16 protein-coding genes are annotated in these 19,077 nt (G+C 65.0%); 11 read left to right on the forward strand and 5 right to left on the reverse strand.

Annotation, left to right across the window (positions count from 1 at the left end; all coding sequences use genetic code 11):
* Nucleotides 1-13: 13 nt before the first annotated feature.
* Entirely contained in the window at nt 14-469 is a 456-nt protein-coding gene (locus B0919_RS06810) for a hypothetical protein (protein WP_078011482.1), read from the forward strand.
* Between the two features lie 58 nt (nt 470-527).
* Nucleotides 528-1,676, forward strand: coding sequence for an acyltransferase family protein (locus B0919_RS06815; protein ID WP_078011483.1), 1,149 nt, complete (start codon nt 528-530; stop codon nt 1,674-1,676).
* A gap of 3 nt (nt 1,677-1,679) precedes the next feature.
* Here the strand turns inward: B0919_RS06815 and B0919_RS06820 are convergent, their stop codons facing one another.
* Nucleotides 1,680-2,285 carry a DNA-3-methyladenine glycosylase I gene (locus B0919_RS06820; RefSeq protein WP_078011484.1) on the reverse strand — a complete coding sequence of 202 codons (606 nt, stop codon included), beginning with the start codon at nt 2,283-2,285 and terminating at the stop codon, nt 1,680-1,682.
* A gap of 84 nt (nt 2,286-2,369) precedes the next feature.
* On the opposite strand from B0919_RS06820, the gene B0919_RS06825 reads away from it, so the two are divergent.
* Nucleotides 2,370-3,821: an alpha-amylase family glycosyl hydrolase gene (locus tag B0919_RS06825; protein WP_078011485.1), complete on the forward strand. Its 1,452-nt coding sequence runs from the start codon at nt 2,370-2,372 to the stop codon at nt 3,819-3,821.
* A 124-nt stretch (nt 3,822-3,945) separates the two neighbouring features.
* Here the strand turns inward: B0919_RS06825 and B0919_RS06830 are convergent, their stop codons facing one another.
* Together B0919_RS06830 and B0919_RS06835 are read right to left on the reverse strand one after the other, a co-directional pair.
* The gene (locus B0919_RS06830; protein ID WP_078011486.1) at nt 3,946-5,538 is read right to left on the reverse strand and encodes an N-acyl-D-amino-acid deacylase family protein; all 1,593 of its coding nucleotides are present in this window, start codon (nt 5,536-5,538) and stop codon (nt 3,946-3,948) included.
* Between the two features lie 84 nt (nt 5,539-5,622).
* Entirely contained in the window at nt 5,623-6,945 is a 1,323-nt protein-coding gene (locus B0919_RS06835) for a hypothetical protein (protein ID WP_078011487.1), read from the reverse strand.
* A gap of 366 nt (nt 6,946-7,311) precedes the next feature.
* Between B0919_RS06835 and B0919_RS06840 the strand changes: the two genes are divergently transcribed.
* A complete protein-coding gene (locus B0919_RS06840) occupies nt 7,312-8,265 on the forward strand; it encodes an aldo/keto reductase (RefSeq protein WP_078011488.1) in 954 nt (317 codons plus the stop codon).
* Nucleotides 8,266-8,431: 166 nt separating this feature from the next.
* Here B0919_RS06840 and B0919_RS06845 read toward each other — a convergent pair whose 3' ends face one another.
* The gene (locus B0919_RS06845; protein ID WP_139361963.1) at nt 8,432-8,857 is read right to left on the reverse strand and encodes a hypothetical protein; all 426 of its coding nucleotides are present in this window, start codon (nt 8,855-8,857) and stop codon (nt 8,432-8,434) included.
* Between the two features lie 251 nt (nt 8,858-9,108).
* On the opposite strand from B0919_RS06845, the gene B0919_RS06850 reads away from it, so the two are divergent.
* The 6 genes from B0919_RS06850 to B0919_RS06875 all read left to right on the forward strand — a co-directional run bounded on the left by B0919_RS06850 (nt 9,109) and on the right by B0919_RS06875 (nt 14,913).
* A complete protein-coding gene (locus tag B0919_RS06850) occupies nt 9,109-9,885 on the forward strand; it encodes a rhamnogalacturonan acetylesterase (protein WP_078011490.1) in 777 nt (258 codons plus the stop codon).
* Between the two features lie 175 nt (nt 9,886-10,060).
* Nucleotides 10,061-10,879, forward strand: coding sequence for a rhamnogalacturonan acetylesterase (locus B0919_RS06855; protein WP_078011491.1), 819 nt, complete (start codon nt 10,061-10,063; stop codon nt 10,877-10,879).
* Nucleotides 10,876-11,829: a pectinesterase family protein gene (locus tag B0919_RS06860; protein ID WP_078011492.1), complete on the forward strand. Its 954-nt coding sequence runs from the start codon at nt 10,876-10,878 to the stop codon at nt 11,827-11,829. Before B0919_RS06855 ends, B0919_RS06860 begins: the two co-directional genes overlap by 4 nt.
* Nucleotides 11,830-11,849: 20 nt before the next feature.
* Nucleotides 11,850-12,833 (forward strand): pectinesterase family protein, encoded by a 984-nt coding sequence (locus B0919_RS06865; RefSeq protein WP_254846506.1) that lies wholly within the window; start codon nt 11,850-11,852, stop codon nt 12,831-12,833.
* Between the two features lie 105 nt (nt 12,834-12,938).
* On the forward strand, nt 12,939-13,655 hold the full coding sequence (locus B0919_RS06870; protein WP_078011494.1) for a DUF421 domain-containing protein: 717 nt from the start codon (nt 12,939-12,941) through the stop codon (nt 13,653-13,655).
* Between the two features lie 523 nt (nt 13,656-14,178).
* Nucleotides 14,179-14,913, forward strand: coding sequence for a LytR/AlgR family response regulator transcription factor (locus tag B0919_RS06875; protein WP_176132905.1), 735 nt, complete (start codon nt 14,179-14,181; stop codon nt 14,911-14,913).
* A 123-nt stretch (nt 14,914-15,036) separates the two neighbouring features.
* Here the strand turns inward: B0919_RS06875 and B0919_RS06880 are convergent, their stop codons facing one another.
* Nucleotides 15,037-18,042 (reverse strand): ATP-binding protein, encoded by a 3,006-nt coding sequence (locus B0919_RS06880; RefSeq protein ID WP_078011496.1) that lies wholly within the window; start codon nt 18,040-18,042, stop codon nt 15,037-15,039.
* A 148-nt stretch (nt 18,043-18,190) separates the two neighbouring features.
* On the opposite strand from B0919_RS06880, the gene proC reads away from it, so the two are divergent.
* On the forward strand, nt 18,191-19,009 hold the full coding sequence (gene proC, locus B0919_RS06885) for a pyrroline-5-carboxylate reductase (protein WP_078011497.1): 819 nt from the start codon (nt 18,191-18,193) through the stop codon (nt 19,007-19,009).
* The last annotated feature ends 68 nt before the right edge of the window (nt 19,010-19,077 follow it).

The raw sequence follows: 19,077 nt of genomic DNA on the forward strand, positions 1-19,077 counted from the left end.
ACCGTACCGCCGCATGAGACGTAAGCTCCGCGAATGGCTGCGCCGCTACCTGCCCGCCGAAATCCTGTCGCTGCTGGGCACGCTGGCCGCGGCGGCGCTGGCCCTGGCGCTGACGGGCAGCCGCGTAACGGCGGCGCTGGCGGGCACCTGGGCTGGCAACGTGCTCTACTTCGGCACCATTCTGCTGACGGACGTGTGGCGGGCGCGGCAGGTGCGCCGGGCCGCCGGGCAAGCCTACACCTGGCGCACCTTCGGCAAAAACGTGCGCGCACTGGTAGTGGAGTTCGGCGTGGCCGAGCTGGCCGACAGCTTCGTTATCCGGCCGGCGCTGATGTACTACGTGCCGCTGTGGGTGGGCCATTTCTCGCTGGGCATTCTGCTGGCCAAGCTCGCGGCCGACGTGACGTTTTACATCCCGGCCATCCTGAGCTACGAGCTGAGCAAGCAGCGCCTGCGCGATTTTCGCTGAGCCGCTGGCCCGCAAAGCTGATAACTTACGGGCTGCAACCCCGTGGCCCGTCGCGTTCATGTCCGTTTCTACCCGCTCCGCTCCCACTACTTCGCGCCCGGCTGCGCCGCCGCTGACGGCCGCCGTACCCTACCTGCCGGCCCTGACGGGGGTGCGGGCCGTGGCCGCCTACATGGTGTATTTGCACCACTTCAATCCCTTTCACGAAGGCCCAGGCCTGAGCGGCTTCCTGTATGATCTAGTGCTGGAGTTCCACGTGGGCGTACCGCTGTTCTTCGTGCTCAGCGGCTTCCTAATTACGCTTCGCTACGCCGGCACCGAGCAGTGGACGCGCGGCTGGTGGGGCCGCTACCTGCGCAACCGGGTGGCGCGCATCTACCCCATGTTCTTTCTGCTCACCACGTTCTACTTCGGGGTGCGCTACTTCCAGGAGGGCGTATTTGCCTTTCGCACGTGGCTGTTCAACGTCACGTTCCTACGCGGCTTTTTCGACGAGTACAAGTACACGGGCATTCCGCAGGGCTGGACGCTGACGGTGGAAGAGTGCTTTTACCTGTTTGCTCCGGTGGCCTTTGCCCTGCTACGGCGCCGGCCGCGGCTGCTGTGGGCCCTGCCGGTGGCGCTGGTGGCTTTTGGCTCGCTGCTGGTACTCACGCTGGGCCGGCTGGAGCACCACGGCCTGTTCGGCAACTTCCGCTTCATGCTGCTCTTTACCTTCTTCGGCCGGGCCGTGGAGTTCTTCGCGGGCATTCAGTTGGCGCTGTGGTTTCGGCAAGGGCAGCTGCGGGCGCCCCGGTTGCCGGGCCTGCTCACCACCGCGGGCCTGGTGCTGATGGCGGCCGTGGTGCTGGCCCTGGTATGGGTGCGCGGGCCTTACGCCTACGGGCAGGAACACCCGGTGGGCATTGCGCTCAACAACGTGGCCCTGCCCGCCGGCATTGTGCTGCTGTTTGCGGGCCTGCTCACCGAAGCCACTTGGCTGCGCGGGCTGCTGAGCACCAAGCTGCTGCAGCTGCTGGGCCGCAGCTCCTACGTGTTCTACCTGATTCACCTGGGGCTGGTGCAGGAGCTGCTGAAGCAGTACGTCACCACCAGCTCGGCGGGGCTCTTCCTGCTGCTCAACGCGGTGGCCATCGGGCTGTACTACCTGGTGGAGCAGCCGCTGAACCGCTGGCTGCGGGCCCCTTCGCTGGCCGAACAGGCTTGATGTTTACTGCGTCGGTGGTTGCCACTGCGCCGCCAGCTGCTGGCACTCGGCGTGGCGGGGGCAGGTGCGCAGGTGGTCGTTGACGAGCCCGGCCGTCTGCATCAGGCTGTAGCAGGTGGCTGGCCCCAGCATGGCGAAGCCCCGCCGCTTCAGGTCCTTGCTCATGGCCTCGCTGGCGGGCGTGCGCAGGGGCAGTGGCCCGGCCGCCCGGGCCGCATCCTGCGGGTAGCCGCCCACGAAGGCGTAGAAGAAAGCCAGCAGCGCGGCATCGGTGCCCAACTCGCGGCGCAGGCGCAGCCAGGCCTGGGCATTCCGCACGGTAGCCTGCAGCTTGCGGCGGTTGCGGATGATGCGCGGATTCTGCAGCAGCTCGTCCACCTCACCGTCGGTGAAGCGGGCCAGCCGCGCGGGGTCGAAGCCCGCCAGCAGCTCCCGGAACCCCTCGCGCCGGCTCAGCACCACCGGAAAGTCGAAGCCGATCTGAAACGAGTGCAGCACCAGGTACTCAAACAGGATGGCCGGGTCGCTGACCGGGTCGCCCCACTCATGGTCGTGGAAGGCGCGCAGCAGCGGGAGCGACTCGGCCCAGGGGCAGCGGGAAAGGGGCATGGGTGGGGCGAATAATGCTCTTATCAACAAACGTGGGGTAGCGGCCGACGTTCAGCGGGGAGCAATTGCAATGTATGTTTAGGTATGCGTCCTTTTCTCCCGCTTCTCGGCGGCAGCCTGCTGGCGGCCGGTTTGCTCAGCGCCTGCCAGTCGCAGCCCACCGACCAAAGCGCCCCGCCTTCCGCTCCCGCGGCAGCTACCGCTTGCCCGCCCGCGCCCCCGCAATTCCGCGTCAGGCAGCCAGCCTGGGCCCGGCAGGCCAGCATTTACGAGGTCAACATCCGGCAGTATACGCCGGAGGGCACGTTTCGGGCCTTCGAGGCGCACCTGCCGCGCCTGCAGCAAATGGGTGTGGGCATTTTGTGGCTGATGCCGGTGTACCCCATCGGGGAGCAAAAGCGCAAAGGCACGCTCGGCAGCTACTACTCGGTGCGCGACTACCGCGCCGTGAACCCCGAAATGGGCAGCCTGGACGACCTGCGGCACCTGGTAGCCGAAGCGCACCGGCGCGGCATGCACGTCATCCTCGACTGGGTGGCCAACCACACCAGCTGGGACAGTAAGCTGGCGCGGGAACACCCGGAGTGGTTTACCAAGGACGCGCAGGGCCGCTTCGTGGCGCCGGTGGCCGACTGGCAGGACGTTATCGACCTGGATTTCAGCCGACCGGAGCTGCGCCACTACATGACGGAAAGTCTGGTGTACTGGGTGCGCGAGGCCGACGTGGATGGCTTCCGCTGCGACGTGGCCGGCTTGGTGCCTACCGAGTTCTGGAACGACTCGCGCGCCGCACTGGAGCAAATCAAGCCGGTGTTTATGCTGGCCGAATGGGACGAGCTGCACGAGCCGCCCTTTCTCAAGGCCGGCGAGTTCACCCCCAACACCCACTTGCTCGAAAAGGCCTTCGACGCCACCTACGCCCTGCGCCTGCGCTACCTGCTCGACAGCATCAGCCGCGGCCAGCAGCCCGTAGCGGCTATCGATACGTATTTGCAGGCCGAGCGCCGCAAGTACCCGCCCACGGCCTACCTGATGAACTTTACCTCTTCGCACGACATGAACAGCTGGAGCGGCACCGAGTACGAACGACTCGGGCCCGACGTGCAGGCCCAGGCCGTACTGACGGCCCTGCTGCCGGGCATCCCGATGGTGTATTCGGGGCAGGAAGCGGCGCTGCAGAAGCGGCTGAAGTTTTTCGACAAGGACCCGATTCCGTGGAATGGCTACCCGCTGCAGGACTTTTACACCCGCCTGCTGCAGCTCAAGCGCCGCCACCCCGCCCTGCGCAACGGCGACATCAACAGCCGCTTCCGCCGCCTGCCCTGCGGCCCCGCGCAGTACGCCTTCGTGCGCGAGCAGGGCACCGCGGCCGTGCTGGCAGTGGTCAATATTGCCGCCGAACCAACCACGCTGGAGGCAGGTGAAGCCGGCACGTGGCAGGATGTATTCAGCGGCGAAACCCTGACGCTCGACGCGGCCGCGCAGCTAAGTGTGCCGGCGCACGGCTGGCGGGTGTTGGAGCGTAATCCGCAGTAGCAGCCCGGCCACTGCCGGCAGATGAACCGTTCAACGATAAAGGTCCTACGACTTTGGAGTAGCAGAGCCACTGCCATCCATTCCATTGCTGACATCTGGCCTTCCCTCGCCGCGGAGAGGCGTCCTATTGCCGCCCCGGCCCGTAAAGCACCTGCCCGGCGCGGCGGCCCAGGTGGCGGCCTTCGCTGAGCGTCATACGCCCATTGACCAGCACGTAGCGCATGCCGGCGCTGTACTGGTGCGGCCGCTCGTAGGTGGACCTATCCTGCACCTTGTCGGGGTCGAACACAACGATGTCGGCCACCATGCCGGGGCGCAGCAGGCCGCGGTCGGCGAAGCCGAAGGTCTGGGCGGGCAAGGAGGTCATGCGGCGCACGGCTTCTTCCAGGCTGAGCACGTGCAGCTCGCGCACGTAACGGCCGAGCACGCGGGCGTTGGAGCCGTAGCCGCGCGGGTGCGGCACACCTTCCTGCCACACCCGGATGCTGGCGTCGGAGGCCACCATGTTGAAGGGGTAGCGCATGATCTGCTGCACGTCGTCTTCGCTCATGACGTGAAACACGGCGCCGGGGTCGTGCTGCAGCACCAGGTCGAGCACGGTGCCGGCCTCGGCGCGGGCGGTATGCTTGCGGCCGAGCTTCTGGTTGATCTGCTCCACGCTCAGGCCGTTGTAGCTGGTATCGGGCGGAAAGCTGGTGACTACGGCGTAGTCGAAGTGGCGCTGCTTGCGCGCCTTGAGGCGGCGCAGCATGCTGGCTTCCACGGCAGCGCGCACGGCCGGGCGGCCCAGGCGGGCGCGCAGCGAGTCGCGGCCATCGGCCTGCACGTCGTCGGGCAGCAGGGTGCTCAGCGAAGTGGAGCTGGCCGTGTAGGGATATTGGTCGATGGTGACTTCCTGACCGCTCAGGCGCGCTTCCTTCACCAGCCCCAGGGTGCGGTCGGTGCGGCCCCAGTTCTGCGGTCCGCCGATCTTGAAGTGCGAAATTTCGACCGGCAGCCCGCCTTCCCGGCCTACGCGCAGGGCTTCGCGGATGGCCGCTTCCACGCTGTCCGACTCGCTACGCATGTGGGTGGCGTAGAGGCCGTGGTAGCGGCCAGCCACCCGCGCCAGGCGCACCAGCTCGGGCGTGCGCGAGTAGGTGCCGGGAATGTAAATCAGCCCCGACGACAAGCCCACCGCCCCGGCCCGCATGGCCTGCTCCACCAGCTGCTCCATGCGTTGCAGCTCGGCTTCGGTGGGCTGGCGGTTGGCACGGCCCAGCACGGCCTTGCGCACGTTGCCGTGGCCGATGAGCGAGGCCACGTTCACCGACAGCCGCGCGCTGTCGAGCACCTGGAAGTAGCGGCCGAGGTCGAGGCGCGAGGAACCGCAGTTGCCAGTCACCACCGTTGTCACGCCGTCGTAGATGAAGTTATCGGCCGTGGGCTGGCGCAGCTCGTCGTCCTCGATGTGGGTGTGCACGTCGATAAAGCCGGGCGCCACTACGCAACCGCGGGCGTCAAGCACGGTGTCGGCGGGGTAGTCGGTAGGCAGGCGGCCTACGGCCAGGATGCGGCCGGCGCGCACGGCCACGTCGCCGTAAAACCAGGAGTTGCCGGTGCCGTCGAGCACGCGGCCGTTGCGGATGAGCACGTCGGCACGGGGCTGCTGGGCGGCGGTGGTCAGGGTGGTGCCCAGCAGTAACACTAGCGGCCATAGCCGCCGAAAAATCGTCATAAGCGAAAGTTGTGATTTGCCCCGGACTTTGGTGCGGTTCGCCGCAAGCTGCCTTGGGGCTACGCCATGTTTGCGCCGCCGGGGTTACTTAGCGTCGGTCGAAAAGTCAATCAGGAAAGGCTGCAAGGGTCGCCCGTCGCGGCTCCGAAACCCTTCGCCGACCACCAACTGATAACGCCGGTTCGGCTGGGGCGCGTCAATCTCAAACGTTGCGGAGGTGTAATCGTCGGAAAAGCCGAGGAGCTTTTTGATGCGCATCAGGTGGTCCCGGCCCAGGGGCCCCAGCTCGAAGTTGCGGTAGGCCGGGTCCATCGGGCTGGAAAAAGTGAGGGTGAGTGTAGCCGTCCCGGCCCCGGCCGCTGGGCCTGCCGCACGGGCAAAGCGCAGGACGCGGGGCCGGCTGGCCTGAAAGGCGTCGTATAGTTGGGCGGTTGGCTGCGCGAAATAGCCGGCCTGGTCCACGAAAGCGCGCAAGGCGGCCTCGTCGTTGTAGTCCAGCTCAATCATCGCCTTGAGGGCCGCTTGCTTGTCGGCAGCCCGCTGGTAATACAGCTCGCAGATAGCGTAGCCGACGTAGTAGCCCAGGTCACGGCTGTTGTCGAACTCGTTCGGGGCGTTGCTGTACAGCCAGAAGCCGGCAAACGGGTTGAACATGTGCCCCGCAAACCGCTGCCGAATGGCGTCGGCGTGGGCGCGGCCGTAGTGCATGGCAGGCAGAGTCGAAGGCTGCCCGGTGGCCGTCACGGCCGCAAATTCGGCTACGCCCTCCAGCACACTCTGCGCCAATAGCGTAGTGCCGACGGTGGTCTTTTGCTGGGTATGCACGTACTCGTGCACCACGGTAAAGAGTACGTCTGCGTCCGTTTTGGTCTTGAAATGCGCCGGCAGGTGCGCCAGCTCCGGACCAAATTCGGTGGTCGGCGTGGCGGGGGTAGCTAAGGCCGTTTCGCTGCCAACCAGCACCATACGACCCTGGCTGGTACCGCCCGAGCGCAGCGCCCCTACTGTGAAATAGACGGTGGCGGGCCTGGCCTCGGGGTACAGCCGCTGCAGCTTGCGGATTTCTCTGCCGGCCTGGCGGGCCAGCTGGTTTGCGCGGCCGGTGTTCTGGCGCATCGCCTGCCAAAACCGCGGGTACCGGCGGATGGCCTCGAGGTACGATTGGGCGGTATAGTCCCGCACCTCCATCAGGGCTTTCAGGCCTGGGGAGCCCCGCTGAATAAACAGGCTGTTGAGGTAGGCGTACTGCTGGGCGCTGTCCTGGGTCGCGGTGATTTTATCGTAGGCTTGCCAGAAGTGGTCGATGTCGGACGTGACGAATTGGGATTTGGCCTGCCCCCGGACTTCAGCCCACCCGAGCAGAAGCAGCAAAACAAGTCGGATGGTGTTCAGCGAAGTCTTGGGCATGATGAAGCGGCGGAATAAGCGCGTTTACCTAGTTGCGTGGCAGCTCGAATATAGGCTATTGCGGGCCTCCCCCCACCTGGCGTTGGCCACCAGCCCGGCGCCCGAATCAGTCGCCGCTGACTCTCTGTCAAGCAGTTTACCCCCTACACCATGGTCTTACCAAGCCGGCATGTGCCTCTAGTTTCAGTTACTTAAAGATTACTACGGAGTGCTGACAGCCACCCGGGCCGCGGCGCAGCCATTGCCCCGCAGGCTCCCCGTCGCGTCGATACCTGGGTTTCGGCGGCAACGCCTTCCAGTAGCCTTTACAGCTAAACCCTGGGCTATCAACCGCAGTTATACAAGCTATTCCATCAACTCCGAATCATGCAACAACGTGAACTGGGCCGCTCCGGCCTGCGCATCGCGCCGCTCGTGCTGGGCGGCAACGTATTCGGCTGGACGGCCGACGAAGCCACTTCCTTTCAGATCCTTGACGCCTTCGTGGCCGGCGGGGGCAACGCCATCGACACGGCGGACGGCTACTCCGTGTGGGTGCCGGGCCACGTGGGCGGCGAGTCCGAAACCATCATCGGCAAGTGGCTGAGCCGCCGCGGCCGCCGCGACGACGTCATCATCGCCACCAAGGTGGGCTGGGAAGTCAACGCCGAAAACAAGGGCCTGAAAAAGGACTACATCCTGCGCGCCGTGGAAGGCTCCCTGAAGCGCCTGCAAACCGACTACATCGACCTGTACCAGTCGCACAAGGACGACGAGACCGTGTCGGTGCAGGAGCCCCTGGAAGCTTACCAGCAGCTGATCAAGGAAGGCAAGGTGCGCGCCATTGGGGCCTCCAACTTCTCGGCCGAGCGCCTGGGCCAGGCCCTGCAGGCCAGCGAGCAGCACGGCCTGCCCCGCTACGAAACCCTGCAGCCGCTCTACAACCTCTACGACCGCGCCGACTTCGAAAAAGAGCTGCTGCCGGTGGTGCAGCAGTACGGCCTCGGCGTGATTCCCTACTACGGCCTGGCGGCGGGCTTCCTCACCGGCAAGTACCGCACGGAAGCCGACCTGCAGAAAAGCGCCCGCGGCGGGGGCGTAGGCAGCAAGTACCTGAACGAGCGCGGCCTGCGCATTATCGCCGCCCTCGACGAGGTAGTGGCTCAGCATTCCGGCGCCACCCTGGCTCAGGTAGCCCTGGCCTGGATTATGGCCCAACCCGGCCTGACGGCGCCTATTGCCTCGGCTACCAGCGCCCAGCAGGTAGAGGAACTGCTGCCCGCCCTGCAGCTCACGCTCAGCCCGGCCGAGCTGGACCGGCTAAACCAAGCCAGCGCCTAGCCCCGGTGCTCAGCCCGCAAACCCAAATAAAGCGCCCCGGCCGTGAACTCACGGCCGGGGCGCTTTATTTGGGTTGATGGGCAAGGGAAAGAGTGGAGCTAAAGTTTCGGCTGCACCACACGTAGCGCGTCAGCGCCAGCAATGTGGCTCGGGGTGCCGGCTAGTCTTACTCTTCCAGCAGCCAGCGGGCGGCTTCGTGTTCGTTGTCGAAATTGCTGACAGCGAGTGGCACGTGGGCAATCTGCGTCACTATCTGATTAGTGGCCAGCCGGTTGAACACGTTAAACGCTTGAATTACGGCCCCGCGGTTGTAGCCGTAGTCGCGTACGGTGCCGGGCACCCACACATCGGCCAGCCAGCGCTGCACGGCGGGTGAAACCGGCGGCATATGGCGGTGGTCCGAGAGGATGCGGGTGCACTTGTACTGGCCCAGGGCTTGTGCGGTAGCCTCGTAAAGCGCTTTCACGTCGGCGTCGCGGGCTTGCTTGCGGCTCCAGGCGAGATGCAGGTAACCGGCCTCCTGGTGGTAGACACAGCCGGCGGCATTTTCAAACAACAGCGTACCCGGGGTGGAAGGGTCGTGTGAAGTCATAGGCATTGGTGAGAGGTACGAAGGTAGTATACGGGGACGTAGCGCTTCTACTCCTACGTGTTGGCAGTGGCTTTTTTCCGGCAACGTTCCCGATAACGATTGCGCAGAAAAAACCCGGGGCCGGCTTGCTACCCGCGCGCGAAACCTGCAACTATCGGCTGGTGAGTGAAATGCCCCGGCGTCGATCCGTTGCCCACAGGCACAGAATTGGCGTCGTGGGCTGCTTGCATTTCCCACTTTCTGGTTTGCGTATGCGTTTTTCTCTGGTTGCCGGCGCCCTGCTGCTGGGGCTGCTGGCGGCGTTCCGCCCCGCCCCGGCCCCCATCAAAGTCTACCTCGTCGGCGACTCCACCATGTCGGTCAAAGAGGTAAAGGCTTACCCCGAAACCGGTTGGGGCATGCCCTTCGCGGTATTCTTTGATGAAACCGTGACCGTGGACAACCGCGCCCAGAACGGACGCAGCACCAAGAGCTTTATCAGCGAAAACCGCTGGCAGTCGGTGTACGACGTGCTACGGCCTGGCGACTACGTGCTCATCCAGTTCGGCCACAACGACGAGGTGCCCACCAAGAAGACGTACACCACCGAAACCGAGTTTCAGCAGAACCTGTTGCGCTTCGTGCAGGAAACGCGGGCCAAAAAAGCCGCGCCGGTGCTCATCACGCCGGTGGCCCGCCGTAAGTTCGACGCCGCCGGCAAGGTGGAAGACACCCACGCGGCCTACGCCGAGCTGGTGCGCAAAGTGGCCCGCGCCAACAACGTGCCGCTCATCGACCTGAGCCAGACCAGCATGGCGCTGCTCCAGCAGTTCGGAGTGGAAAACTCCCGGCTGCTCTACAACCAGTTGGCTCCCGGCGAGCATCCCAATTACCCCGACGGCCGCGACGACAACACGCACTTCTCGGAGCTGGGCGCCCGCCGCATGGCCGAGCTGGTGCTGGCCGACATCCGCGCGCTGAAGCTGGATTTGGCCGAGCGCATCGTGAAGCGCGAGGTGAAAAAGACGGTGGACGCGCAGGCCCGGTAAGTTCTTCCGTCAGTCACACTGAGCCGCAAGCCAATTGTTGGTCTCTGAGCTTGCGAAGGACCTTCTCACACCGGATAGGTAACTCCCTGACGTCGACTGTTCTCGCGTAGTAAAGCCCTTTGGCTGCGCGGTACGCCAGAGGCAGGATGACCGTTTCGTAATGCCCACTCACTCTATGCCTACTCACTTCCGCCGCTTCGGGCCGCTGCTTTTGCTACTGCTGCTCGCGGCTTTCACCACTCCGGCCCCGCCCAGGAAAACCACGCTTTACCTCATCGGCGACTCCACCATTGCGCAGAAAATTCCGCAGGTGTTTCCCGAAACCGGTTGGGGCATGCCACTGAAGACGTTTTTCGACTCGACGGTGGTGGTGGACAACCGCGCCCAGAACGGGCGCAGCACCCGCACCTTTCTGGCCGAAAACCGCTGGCAACCCATCGTGGACGCGCTGCAGCCCCTGGACTACGTCATGATTCAGTTCGGCCACAACGACGAATCGGAAGCGCATCCGGACCGCTACACCTCACCCGAGGACTACCGCCGGAACCTCATCAAGTTCGTGACGGAGACGCGGCGCAAGAAGGCCAATCCGGTGCTCATCACCCCAGTGACGCGGCGCAAATTCAAGGACGGCCGCCAGCAGGAAACCCACGTGCACTACTCGCGCGTGACCACGGAAGTGGCCCAGGCACTGAAGGTGCCGCTGATTGACCTCGACGGGCTGAGCCGGGAGCTGCTGCAGCAGTTCGGGGAGGAAACCAGCAAGCTGCTCTTCCTGCAGTTGCAGCCCGGCGAGCATCCCAACTACCCCTACGGCAGGCAGGACAACACGCACTTCTCGGAACTGGGTGGGCGCAAGATGGCCCAGCTGGTGGTCAGCCAGGTAGTAACTCAGAAGCTGCCGGGCCTGGCCGACCATCTGGCCCGGCCCACGGCCAAAAACGCCGTGCCGCCCACCAATACCGGCAAAGACGCCCAACCCACCACGCCATGAAGCAGTTGTTGTCCCTCCTGTGCCTGAGCTGGCTCGTGCTCGGCCGCGCCTTCGGCTACGATTTTGTGGTGGCCCAGGACGGCTCCGGGCAGTTTCGCACGGTGCAGGAGGCGTTTAACGCCGTACCGGACTTTCGCAAGAAAGTCACCACCATCTTCGTCAAGAAGGGCACTTACAAGGAGAAGCTCATTCTGGCCGGCTCCAAGAACTTCGTGCGCCTCATCGGCGAGGACCGGGACCGGACCATCCTGACCTACGACGACTACAACCAGAAGAAAAACATCTTCGGCGAAGACAAGGGCACCTCGGGCTCGTCGAGCTGCTACATCTACGGGGCCGACTTCACGGCCGAAAACCTGACCTTCGAAAACTCCTCGGGGCCGGTGGGTCAGGCCGTAGCCATGTGGGTAGCCGGCGACAAAGCGCGCTTCAAAAACTGCCGCTTCCTGGGCTTTCAGGACACGCTCTACACCTACGGCTACGGCTCGCGGCAGTACTACCAGGACTGCTACATCGAGGGCACGGTGGATTTCATCTTCGGATCGAGCACGGCGTGGTTTGAGAACTGCACGCTCTTTGGCAAGCGCGGCGGCTTCTTCACGGCGGCCTCCACGCCCGACAGCACGCGCTTCGGCTACGTGTTCCGCAACTGCCGCGTGGGCGGCGACGCGCCCGCGGGCAGCTTCCGGCTCGGGCGGCCGTGGCGACCTTACGCCAAAACCGTCTTTCTGCAGTGTGAGCTGGGCCCGCAGGTGGCCCCCGCCGGCTGGGACCATTGGGACAAGGAAAGCAACAAGCAGACGGCCTACTACGCCGAGTACCAGAACCGCGGCAAGGGCTACCAGCCCAAGCAACGCGTGCCCTGGAGCCGCCAGCTGACCGATAAAGAAGCTGAGCGCTACACCATTCAAAACGTTTTCCGCAACTGGCCCCCCCAGCAAGATCTGTGAAGCGCCTCCCCTACTTGCTGTTGACCGCAGCCCTGCTGCTCGCCGGCGCGGCTCAGGCCCAGACCACCGCCGCTCCCAACGCCGCCCGCACCAGCGCCCTTGCGCCCGCGCGCACCCGCCTCGTCGTAGCCCCGGATGGCTCCGGCGACTTTCGCACGGTGCAGGAAGCCGTGAATGCCGTGCCCGATCAAAGCCAGCAGCGCATCACCATCGTCGTACGGCCCGGCACCTACCGCGAGAAGCTGGTGGTGCCCGCGCTCAAAACCCGCGTGTCGCTGGTAGGCGAAGATGCCCGCACGACCATCCTCACCTACGACGACCACTCCGGTGCCAACGGCATCAATACGTACACCTCGCACTCGGTGCTGGTGCAGGCCAACGACTTCCGGGCCGAAAACCTGACCTTCCAGAACACCGCGGGGCGTACTGCCGGGCAGGCCGTGGCCCTGCACGTGGAGGGCGACCGGGCCGTATTCGAGAACTGCCGCCTGGTGGGCGACCAGGACGTGCTGTTTCTGGCCACCGACCACAGCCGGCAGTACTACCGCAATTGCTACATCGAGGGCACCACCGACTTCATCTTCGGGGCCAGCACGGCCGTGTTCGACCACTGCACCATCCGCAGCAAGAAGAACTCCTTCGTTACCGCCGCCTCTACCACGGAGCGGCAGTCCTACGGCTTCGTGTTCCTCGACTGCACGCTCACGGCCGATACCACGCTGGCCACCAAGGTGCACCTGGGCCGGCCGTGGCGGCCCCATGCGCGGGTGGTGTATCTGCGCACCAACATGGGCGGCCACATAGCGCCGGCAGGCTGGGACAACTGGAAAAACCCCGCCAACGAAAAGACGGCCTACTTCGCCGAATACCAGTCCAGGGGCCCCGGCGCCCAGCCCGGGCAGCGCGTGGGCTGGAGCCACCAGCTCACCAAAAGGGAAGCAAAGCGATACACGCTCAAGCGCATTTTCGGCGGTCAGGAGGCTTGGGACCCGATGAAAAAGTAGCCTGCATTCGGCAACGAGCCGTTGGGCTTCGTACACCCGGTATCCACCACACCTGGATGCCGGGTTTTTCTGTGCCCGGCCCGTACCGCCTGCCTAGTTGCCGCTATGCCGTTGCTACTCACCTCCATCAATCCATTTGACTGGCAGCGCATGCTGCTTTCCGACGACGCCCCGCCCCTGTTCCTGCTGGAAGTGGCCATGCGCTGCGTCCTCACTTACCTGCTCACCCTCGCGGCCCTGCGCGTGACCGGGCGGCGCGGCGTGCGCCAGCTCTCCATCTTCGAGCTGAGCATCATCCTGGCGCTGGGCTCGGCCGCCGGCGACGCTATGTTCTACGACGACGTGCCGCTGACCCACGTGGCGGTGGTTTTTGCCATGGTTTCGGGCATGTACCTGCTCTTCAACCGCCTCACCGAACGCTACCCGCGCTTCAGCGACTGGCTGGAGGGCAAGCCGGTGCTGCTGGTGGCAGACGGGCAGATTCAGCTGGACAACTTCCGCCGCCAAAACCTGACGCAGAAGGAGCTGTTCGGGGAGCTGCGCCAGCTTCAGGTAGAGCACCTGGGGCAGGTGCGCCGCGCCTATATCGAGGCCACCGGCAACATCAGCGCCTACTTCTTCGAGGACGACGAGCGGCGGCCGGGCCTGCCCATCTGGCCCGAGCGACTGGACCAGGAGCAGCGCCAGGTCGGCGCGGCCGGGCCGCACGCCTGCTGCCAGTGCGGACACGTGCGCGAGCTGGCCCGCGGCGCCGTGATGGCCTGCCCCGTGTGCCGCACCGACGCCTGGGTGCCGGCCTGCGAGACGCGCCGCGTAGGTTGAGGCCTTATTTTCCCCAATATCAGCCCCCGGTAAACGCGCAAAGCGCCGGTGCTGATCCTTACGGAAGTCAGCACCGACGCCCGGCGGCGGGCAAATTGTTTGGCGAGCGAGCGGGCTTAGCGCGCGGCTACTGCCGGCGCCATAGTCGCGCTCATCGGCGCGTGGTGCTCTAGCTCGGCTTGGGTGCACTAACGCCTAGCCGCGGCCTGCCCCTGCGAGAGGCGTAAGGCATCGGTCGGGCACAGAGTAATGCTCAGGGCGCTCCGGCGAGCGGCGTTCTTGCCACGCGGTTTGGTGGCAGTCACCCGGAATAGGCTTAGCAGAAGCATTAGCAGGAGCAATAACTGTTTCATCGGGCAAAAACGGGAAGTAATCGAAAAGCTGAACCAGGGAGGTTTTCCCGAAACTAGCTTCGCGTTATTGTGCTGGTTTTGTATTTTGTCAAGCGCATATGTCTTCTGTGCGAATGGTACCCTGCGCTATGCCAGCTCCGCCACCCTGCCTGATTTCCCCACTGCTCTATATGCCTAATTCCACGCCCCTGCGCTGCGTCATCATCGACGACAACGAAATCAACCGTCTCACCCTGGAGCACTACGTCGAGCTGACAGAAAAGCTGGAGCTGGCCGCCTCCCTGCCCGATGCGCCCTCGGCCCTTGCCTTTTTGCGCAGCACCGATGAGCCCGTCGACGTGCTCTTCCTCGATATCGAAATGCCCCATCTCAGCGGCCTGGAGCTGGTGCCGCTGCTGCCTACTCCGGCTCCGGAGGTGGTGCTCGTCACCTCGCACCCCAACTTCGCCGTCGATGCCTTTGAGCTGCGCGTGACCGATTACCTGGTGAAGCCCGTGGACTACGCCCGCTTTCTGAAAGCGGTGGAGCGGGTGCGCGAGCAGCGCCGCAGCGCCGCGCCGGCCCCTACCCCCGAAACGCCCGTCACGGCCGGCGACTCGGAGCTGTTTGTGAAGGTCAACAACAAGCTTATTCGCCTTGATTTCAACGAGGTGCTCTTCATCGAAGCTATGTCGACGTACTCGATTCTGGTGACCGAAAGCCAGAAGCACATCGTGTACATCACGCTCAAGGCACTGGAGGAACGTCTGCCCTTCGCGCACTTCCGCCGCGTGCACCGCTCCTACATCGTCAATACCCGCCGCATCGACTCCATTCAGGACAACATGCTGCAGTTGGGTTCCTACGAGGTGCCCATCGGCAAGTCCTACGCCGAGGATTTCATGCGTCAGCTGCGCGGGCTGTAAACCGCAAGCCCAGCAGGCCTAGCAGCTCTTATCGGCGGCCGGGCCTGCTGGGCGGATGTTCTGAAAGCAAAAAGGCGTGCCGGTCAGTTGACCGGCACGCCTTTTTTAGGGCCTTGCGGGGCGTTACTCCACCGGCAGTTCCCGCGGCAACTCGGCCAGGGCCCGGCCCACGGCTGCTACCAGTTGCTCCACGGCCTGCTGCAGTTCGGCCTCGCTCAGGTTCACGGGCACGTCGTGGCGGAACTGCTCCAGCTGCGCAACGGGAACGTCCACGTCCGTGATGCGCAACGAGGTCAGGTTGGGCTTGATGTGGTGGACGATGCGGGCCACGTCGGCCCAGCGGCCGGCCTGCGCCTGCTCCTGCAGCGCGGCGAGGCTCTCAGGAATGTTCGCCAGAAACGAGCGGATGATTTTCGTGACAAAAGCCTCCTTGCCCCGCGCCATGTCGCGCAGCGGGCCCAGGTTGTAGGCTGGCCGGGCCACCGCGCGCGGCTGAGCCAGCACCTGGGCCAGCACGTTGTACAGGTCGGCCTCTTCGAAGGGCTTGGCCAGGCAGGCGTTCATGCCGGCGGCCAAGTACTGCTCGTTGTCTTCGCGGAAGGCATTGGCCGTCAGGGCCACGATGGGCGTAGCGGCGCGCAGGGCATCGGGGTGGCGGCGCAGCTGGGCGGTGGCGTCCAGCCCGTTCATCCCGGGCATCTGAATGTCCATCAGCACCGCGTCGTAGGCCCCGGCCAAGAACAGGCGCACGCCTTCTTCGCCGTTGATGGCTTCGTCCACCGTCACGCCCCATTCCTCCAGCAGCAGCCGGGCCACGTCGCGGTTGATTTCGTTGTCTTCCACCAGCAGCACGCGCTTGCCGTGCAGGGCACTGGTGTCGAGTTCGAGGGGCGTAAGCACGGTGTGGCGGTCGGCTTTGGGTAAGGTGATGGTAAAGGCAAATACGCTGCCTTTGCCCATTTCGCTGCTGGCCGTGAGCTGCCCGCCCATCTGCTCCACCAGCGCCCGGCTGATGGTCAGGCCCAGGCCGGTGCCGCCGTGCCGGCGCGAGGTATCGGCGTAGGCCTGCGTGAAGGAGTCGAAGATGCGCTCCAGCCGCTCGGGCGGAATGCCTGGGCCCGTATCAGTCACGCGGAAGGTGACGGTAAGCGTGTCCTCGGTTTCGCTGACTTGCTGGCCTACCACCTCCACGTGGCCCCCGGCGTCGGTGAACTTGATGGCGTTGGCCGTGAGGTTGATCAGAATCTGGTTGAGCCGGTGCGCGTCGCCGAGCACCCACGGATACGAGCAGGTGGTGCGCAGGGGCGTGCCGCTGAAGGTGAGGCCTTTCTGGGCGGCCTGCAGCACCAGCGGCTGAATGGCCTGGCCCATGGAGTCGCACAGGTTGAAGGCGGTTTGCTCGAAGTCCAGCTTGCCGGAGCTGATTTTGGCCATGTCCAGCACGTCGTTGATGACGCCGAGCAGGTGCTGGCCGGAGCTGCGGATAACTTCCAGGAAGTGGCTCTGCCGCGAATCAAGCGGCGTTTTGGCCAGGAGCGTGGCCATGCCGAGCACGCCGTTGAGCGGGGTACGGATTTCGTGGCTCATATTGGCCAGAAAGTTGGCCCGGGCCGTGGCGGCGGCTTCGGCCGCTTCCTTGGCCCGCTGCATTTCGCGGGCGGCTAGTACGCGCTCCGTTATTTCGTGCCCGAAGGCCATGACGTGCGGCGCGTCGTCGGACTCATCGACGAGGCGGCTGTACTGCTGCACATAGTGCAGGCCGCCCTGCTGGTCGCGCAGCTTCACCACGCCCGCGTGCTCGCCCTGCGCCCGGATGTGCTCCAGGTAATCGGCCACGTCCTGCAGGCGGGCATCTTCCACCGCGTCGTGCAGGGGACGGCCCACCATACCGGCCGGCTCCAGGCCAATCATGGTGCTCAGCGCGGGGTTGGCCGTCAGCACGCGGCCGTCCAGGTCGTGGGTCCAGATCAAGGCCTGCGCGTAGTCCATCAACTCGTTGTAGCGGCGCTCGTTGCGGGCCAGTTCGCGCTGGGCAGCGGTCAGGGCCGTCACGTCGGTGCTCACCATGAGCACGGCCGGCTCGTAGCCGGGGCGGGCCAGGCGTCGCTGCTCCAGGTGCAGCCAGCGCTGCAAGCCGTCGCGCAGGGTCACGGCAAAATCCATGGACTCGTCGCGGCCCGTGCGCAGCACGCGGGCGGTGGCGGCGTGCAGGCGGTGCGCCGCTTCCTCGCCCATATCCATCTGCTCCAGTAGCTGGTGGTACGCCTGGTTGGCAAACACCGTCTGACCGGCGGCCGTGATTACCGCCACGGTGTTGGGAATGTTGTCGAGGATGTACTGAGTGAAGGCCTGCTGTTCCTGCAACTTTTCCTCCGAGGCGCGGCTGTGGGCCTGGGCCGCGTTGCGGTCGGTGATGTCGAGCAAATACACGTTGATGTACTGCTCACCGGGAAACGGCGCCACGAACACGAGGTACTCCTGGTCACCGATAGTCATTTCGACCTGGCGGGTGGTGTGCTCCTGCATGGCGTCGTCGGCCAGTGCGAAAAACCGGGCCCGCGTGGCCATCGAGTACTCCGGCCCCAGCTCCTGGCGCAGGCGCCAGGCCGCGGGGTTGGCGTAGAGCACTTCGCCGTCGGCTGCATAGCGAATCATCGGGTACGGGCTCTGCTCGGGCACGCTGGCAGCGGCCAAGATGCCCTGCTTCAGGTCTTCGTGGGCGTTGTCGCGCAGGTATTCCACATAGGCGCCGTCGGGCAGCACCTGGCGGTGGTGGCGCAGCACCTGGCCCGCCGGCAGCACGATGGTACGGTCGGTGCTGCTCTCCTCGGCGGCCCGGCTGTAATGGCCGATGCCGTAGCGGCCAATCAGCTCTTCCAGCTCGGTGGCCGGCCGCCCTACCCACGTACCGGCTTCCACATCCAACTCCAGCAGCCCCAGGAAGGGACCGTTCACGGCGTTTATCACCCCATCGGCTCCGACGTACAACAGGCCCACGGCCAGGCGCTCGGTGACCGTGGTTAGCAGCAGGTTGGATTGGGCAAAAGCGGTGGACAGCTCAGCAATGCGGGCTTCGGCCTGGGCCAGCGCCGCCGTCAGCTCAGCTGAGGAGGTAGAAGAAACGGACATACGTAGTGAAAAACCTAGTCAACTCCGAAGATACCCGCCTGCATAGGTATCTTTTAATTTTCCTCGCTAAATGGCTGAGCTGGCTAGGCCAACGGCTGCTTTTGCTGGCCGAAAGAAATTGTGCTTGTCCCGCGTAGTATTGCATTCTATGAACACTCCTTCCCTTCGCCTTGCCGTCCTGGGCAGCGGCAACATCGGCCTGGCCCTGGCCAAGGGCCTGGTGAAAGCCGGCATGGCCGCGCCCGCCGACATTACCCTCACGCGCCGTAGCACCACGGCCCTGGCGCCGCTGGCGCAGGCCGGCTACGCCACCGGCACCGACAATCGGGCCGCCATCGAGCAGGCCGAACTGGTGGTGCTGGCCGTGCTGCCCCAGCAGCTCAACCAGCTACTCGATGACATTCGACCGAACCTGGACCCGGCCCGCCGCCTGCTCGTGTCGGTGGTATCGGGGGTGAGCTGCCACGAAATCCGGCAGCGCGTGCAGCTGCCCGTGCGGGTGGTGCGCGCTATGCCCAACACGGCCATTGCCATCGGCCAGTCCATGACCTGCATTGCCACCGACGACGCCCCGGCCGCGGACGTGGCCCTGGTGGAGCAGCTCTTCAACACGGTGGGCGTGAGCCTGCGCATCAACGAGGAGCTGATGACCTCGGCCACGGCGCTATGCGCCTGCGGGGTGGCGTTTTTCCTGCGGGCCATCCGGGCCGCGTCGCAGGGCGGCACCGAAATCGGCTTTCACGCCCACGACGCACTGAAAATGGCCGCCCAAACCGCCAAAGGCGCCGCGGATTTGTTGTTGCAATTAGCCTCGCACCCGGAGCAGGAAATCGACAAAGTCACCTCGCCCAAGGGCTGCACCATTGCCGGCCTCAACGAGATGGAGCACCAGGGCTTCAGCTCGGCCATGATCAAAGGCATCAAGGTATCGGCCGACAAAGCGGGCAAGCTCTACCAGGAAGGCTGAGCGCTTTTTGGGCTGACCGGGCGTTATCAGCGCCCGACCAGCGCGGCCGCGGCCGGTCCGTGCGAGTA

Source organism: Hymenobacter sp. CRA2 (assembly GCF_002007105.1).
Taxonomy (GTDB): Bacteria; Bacteroidota; Bacteroidia; order Cytophagales; family Hymenobacteraceae; genus Solirubrum.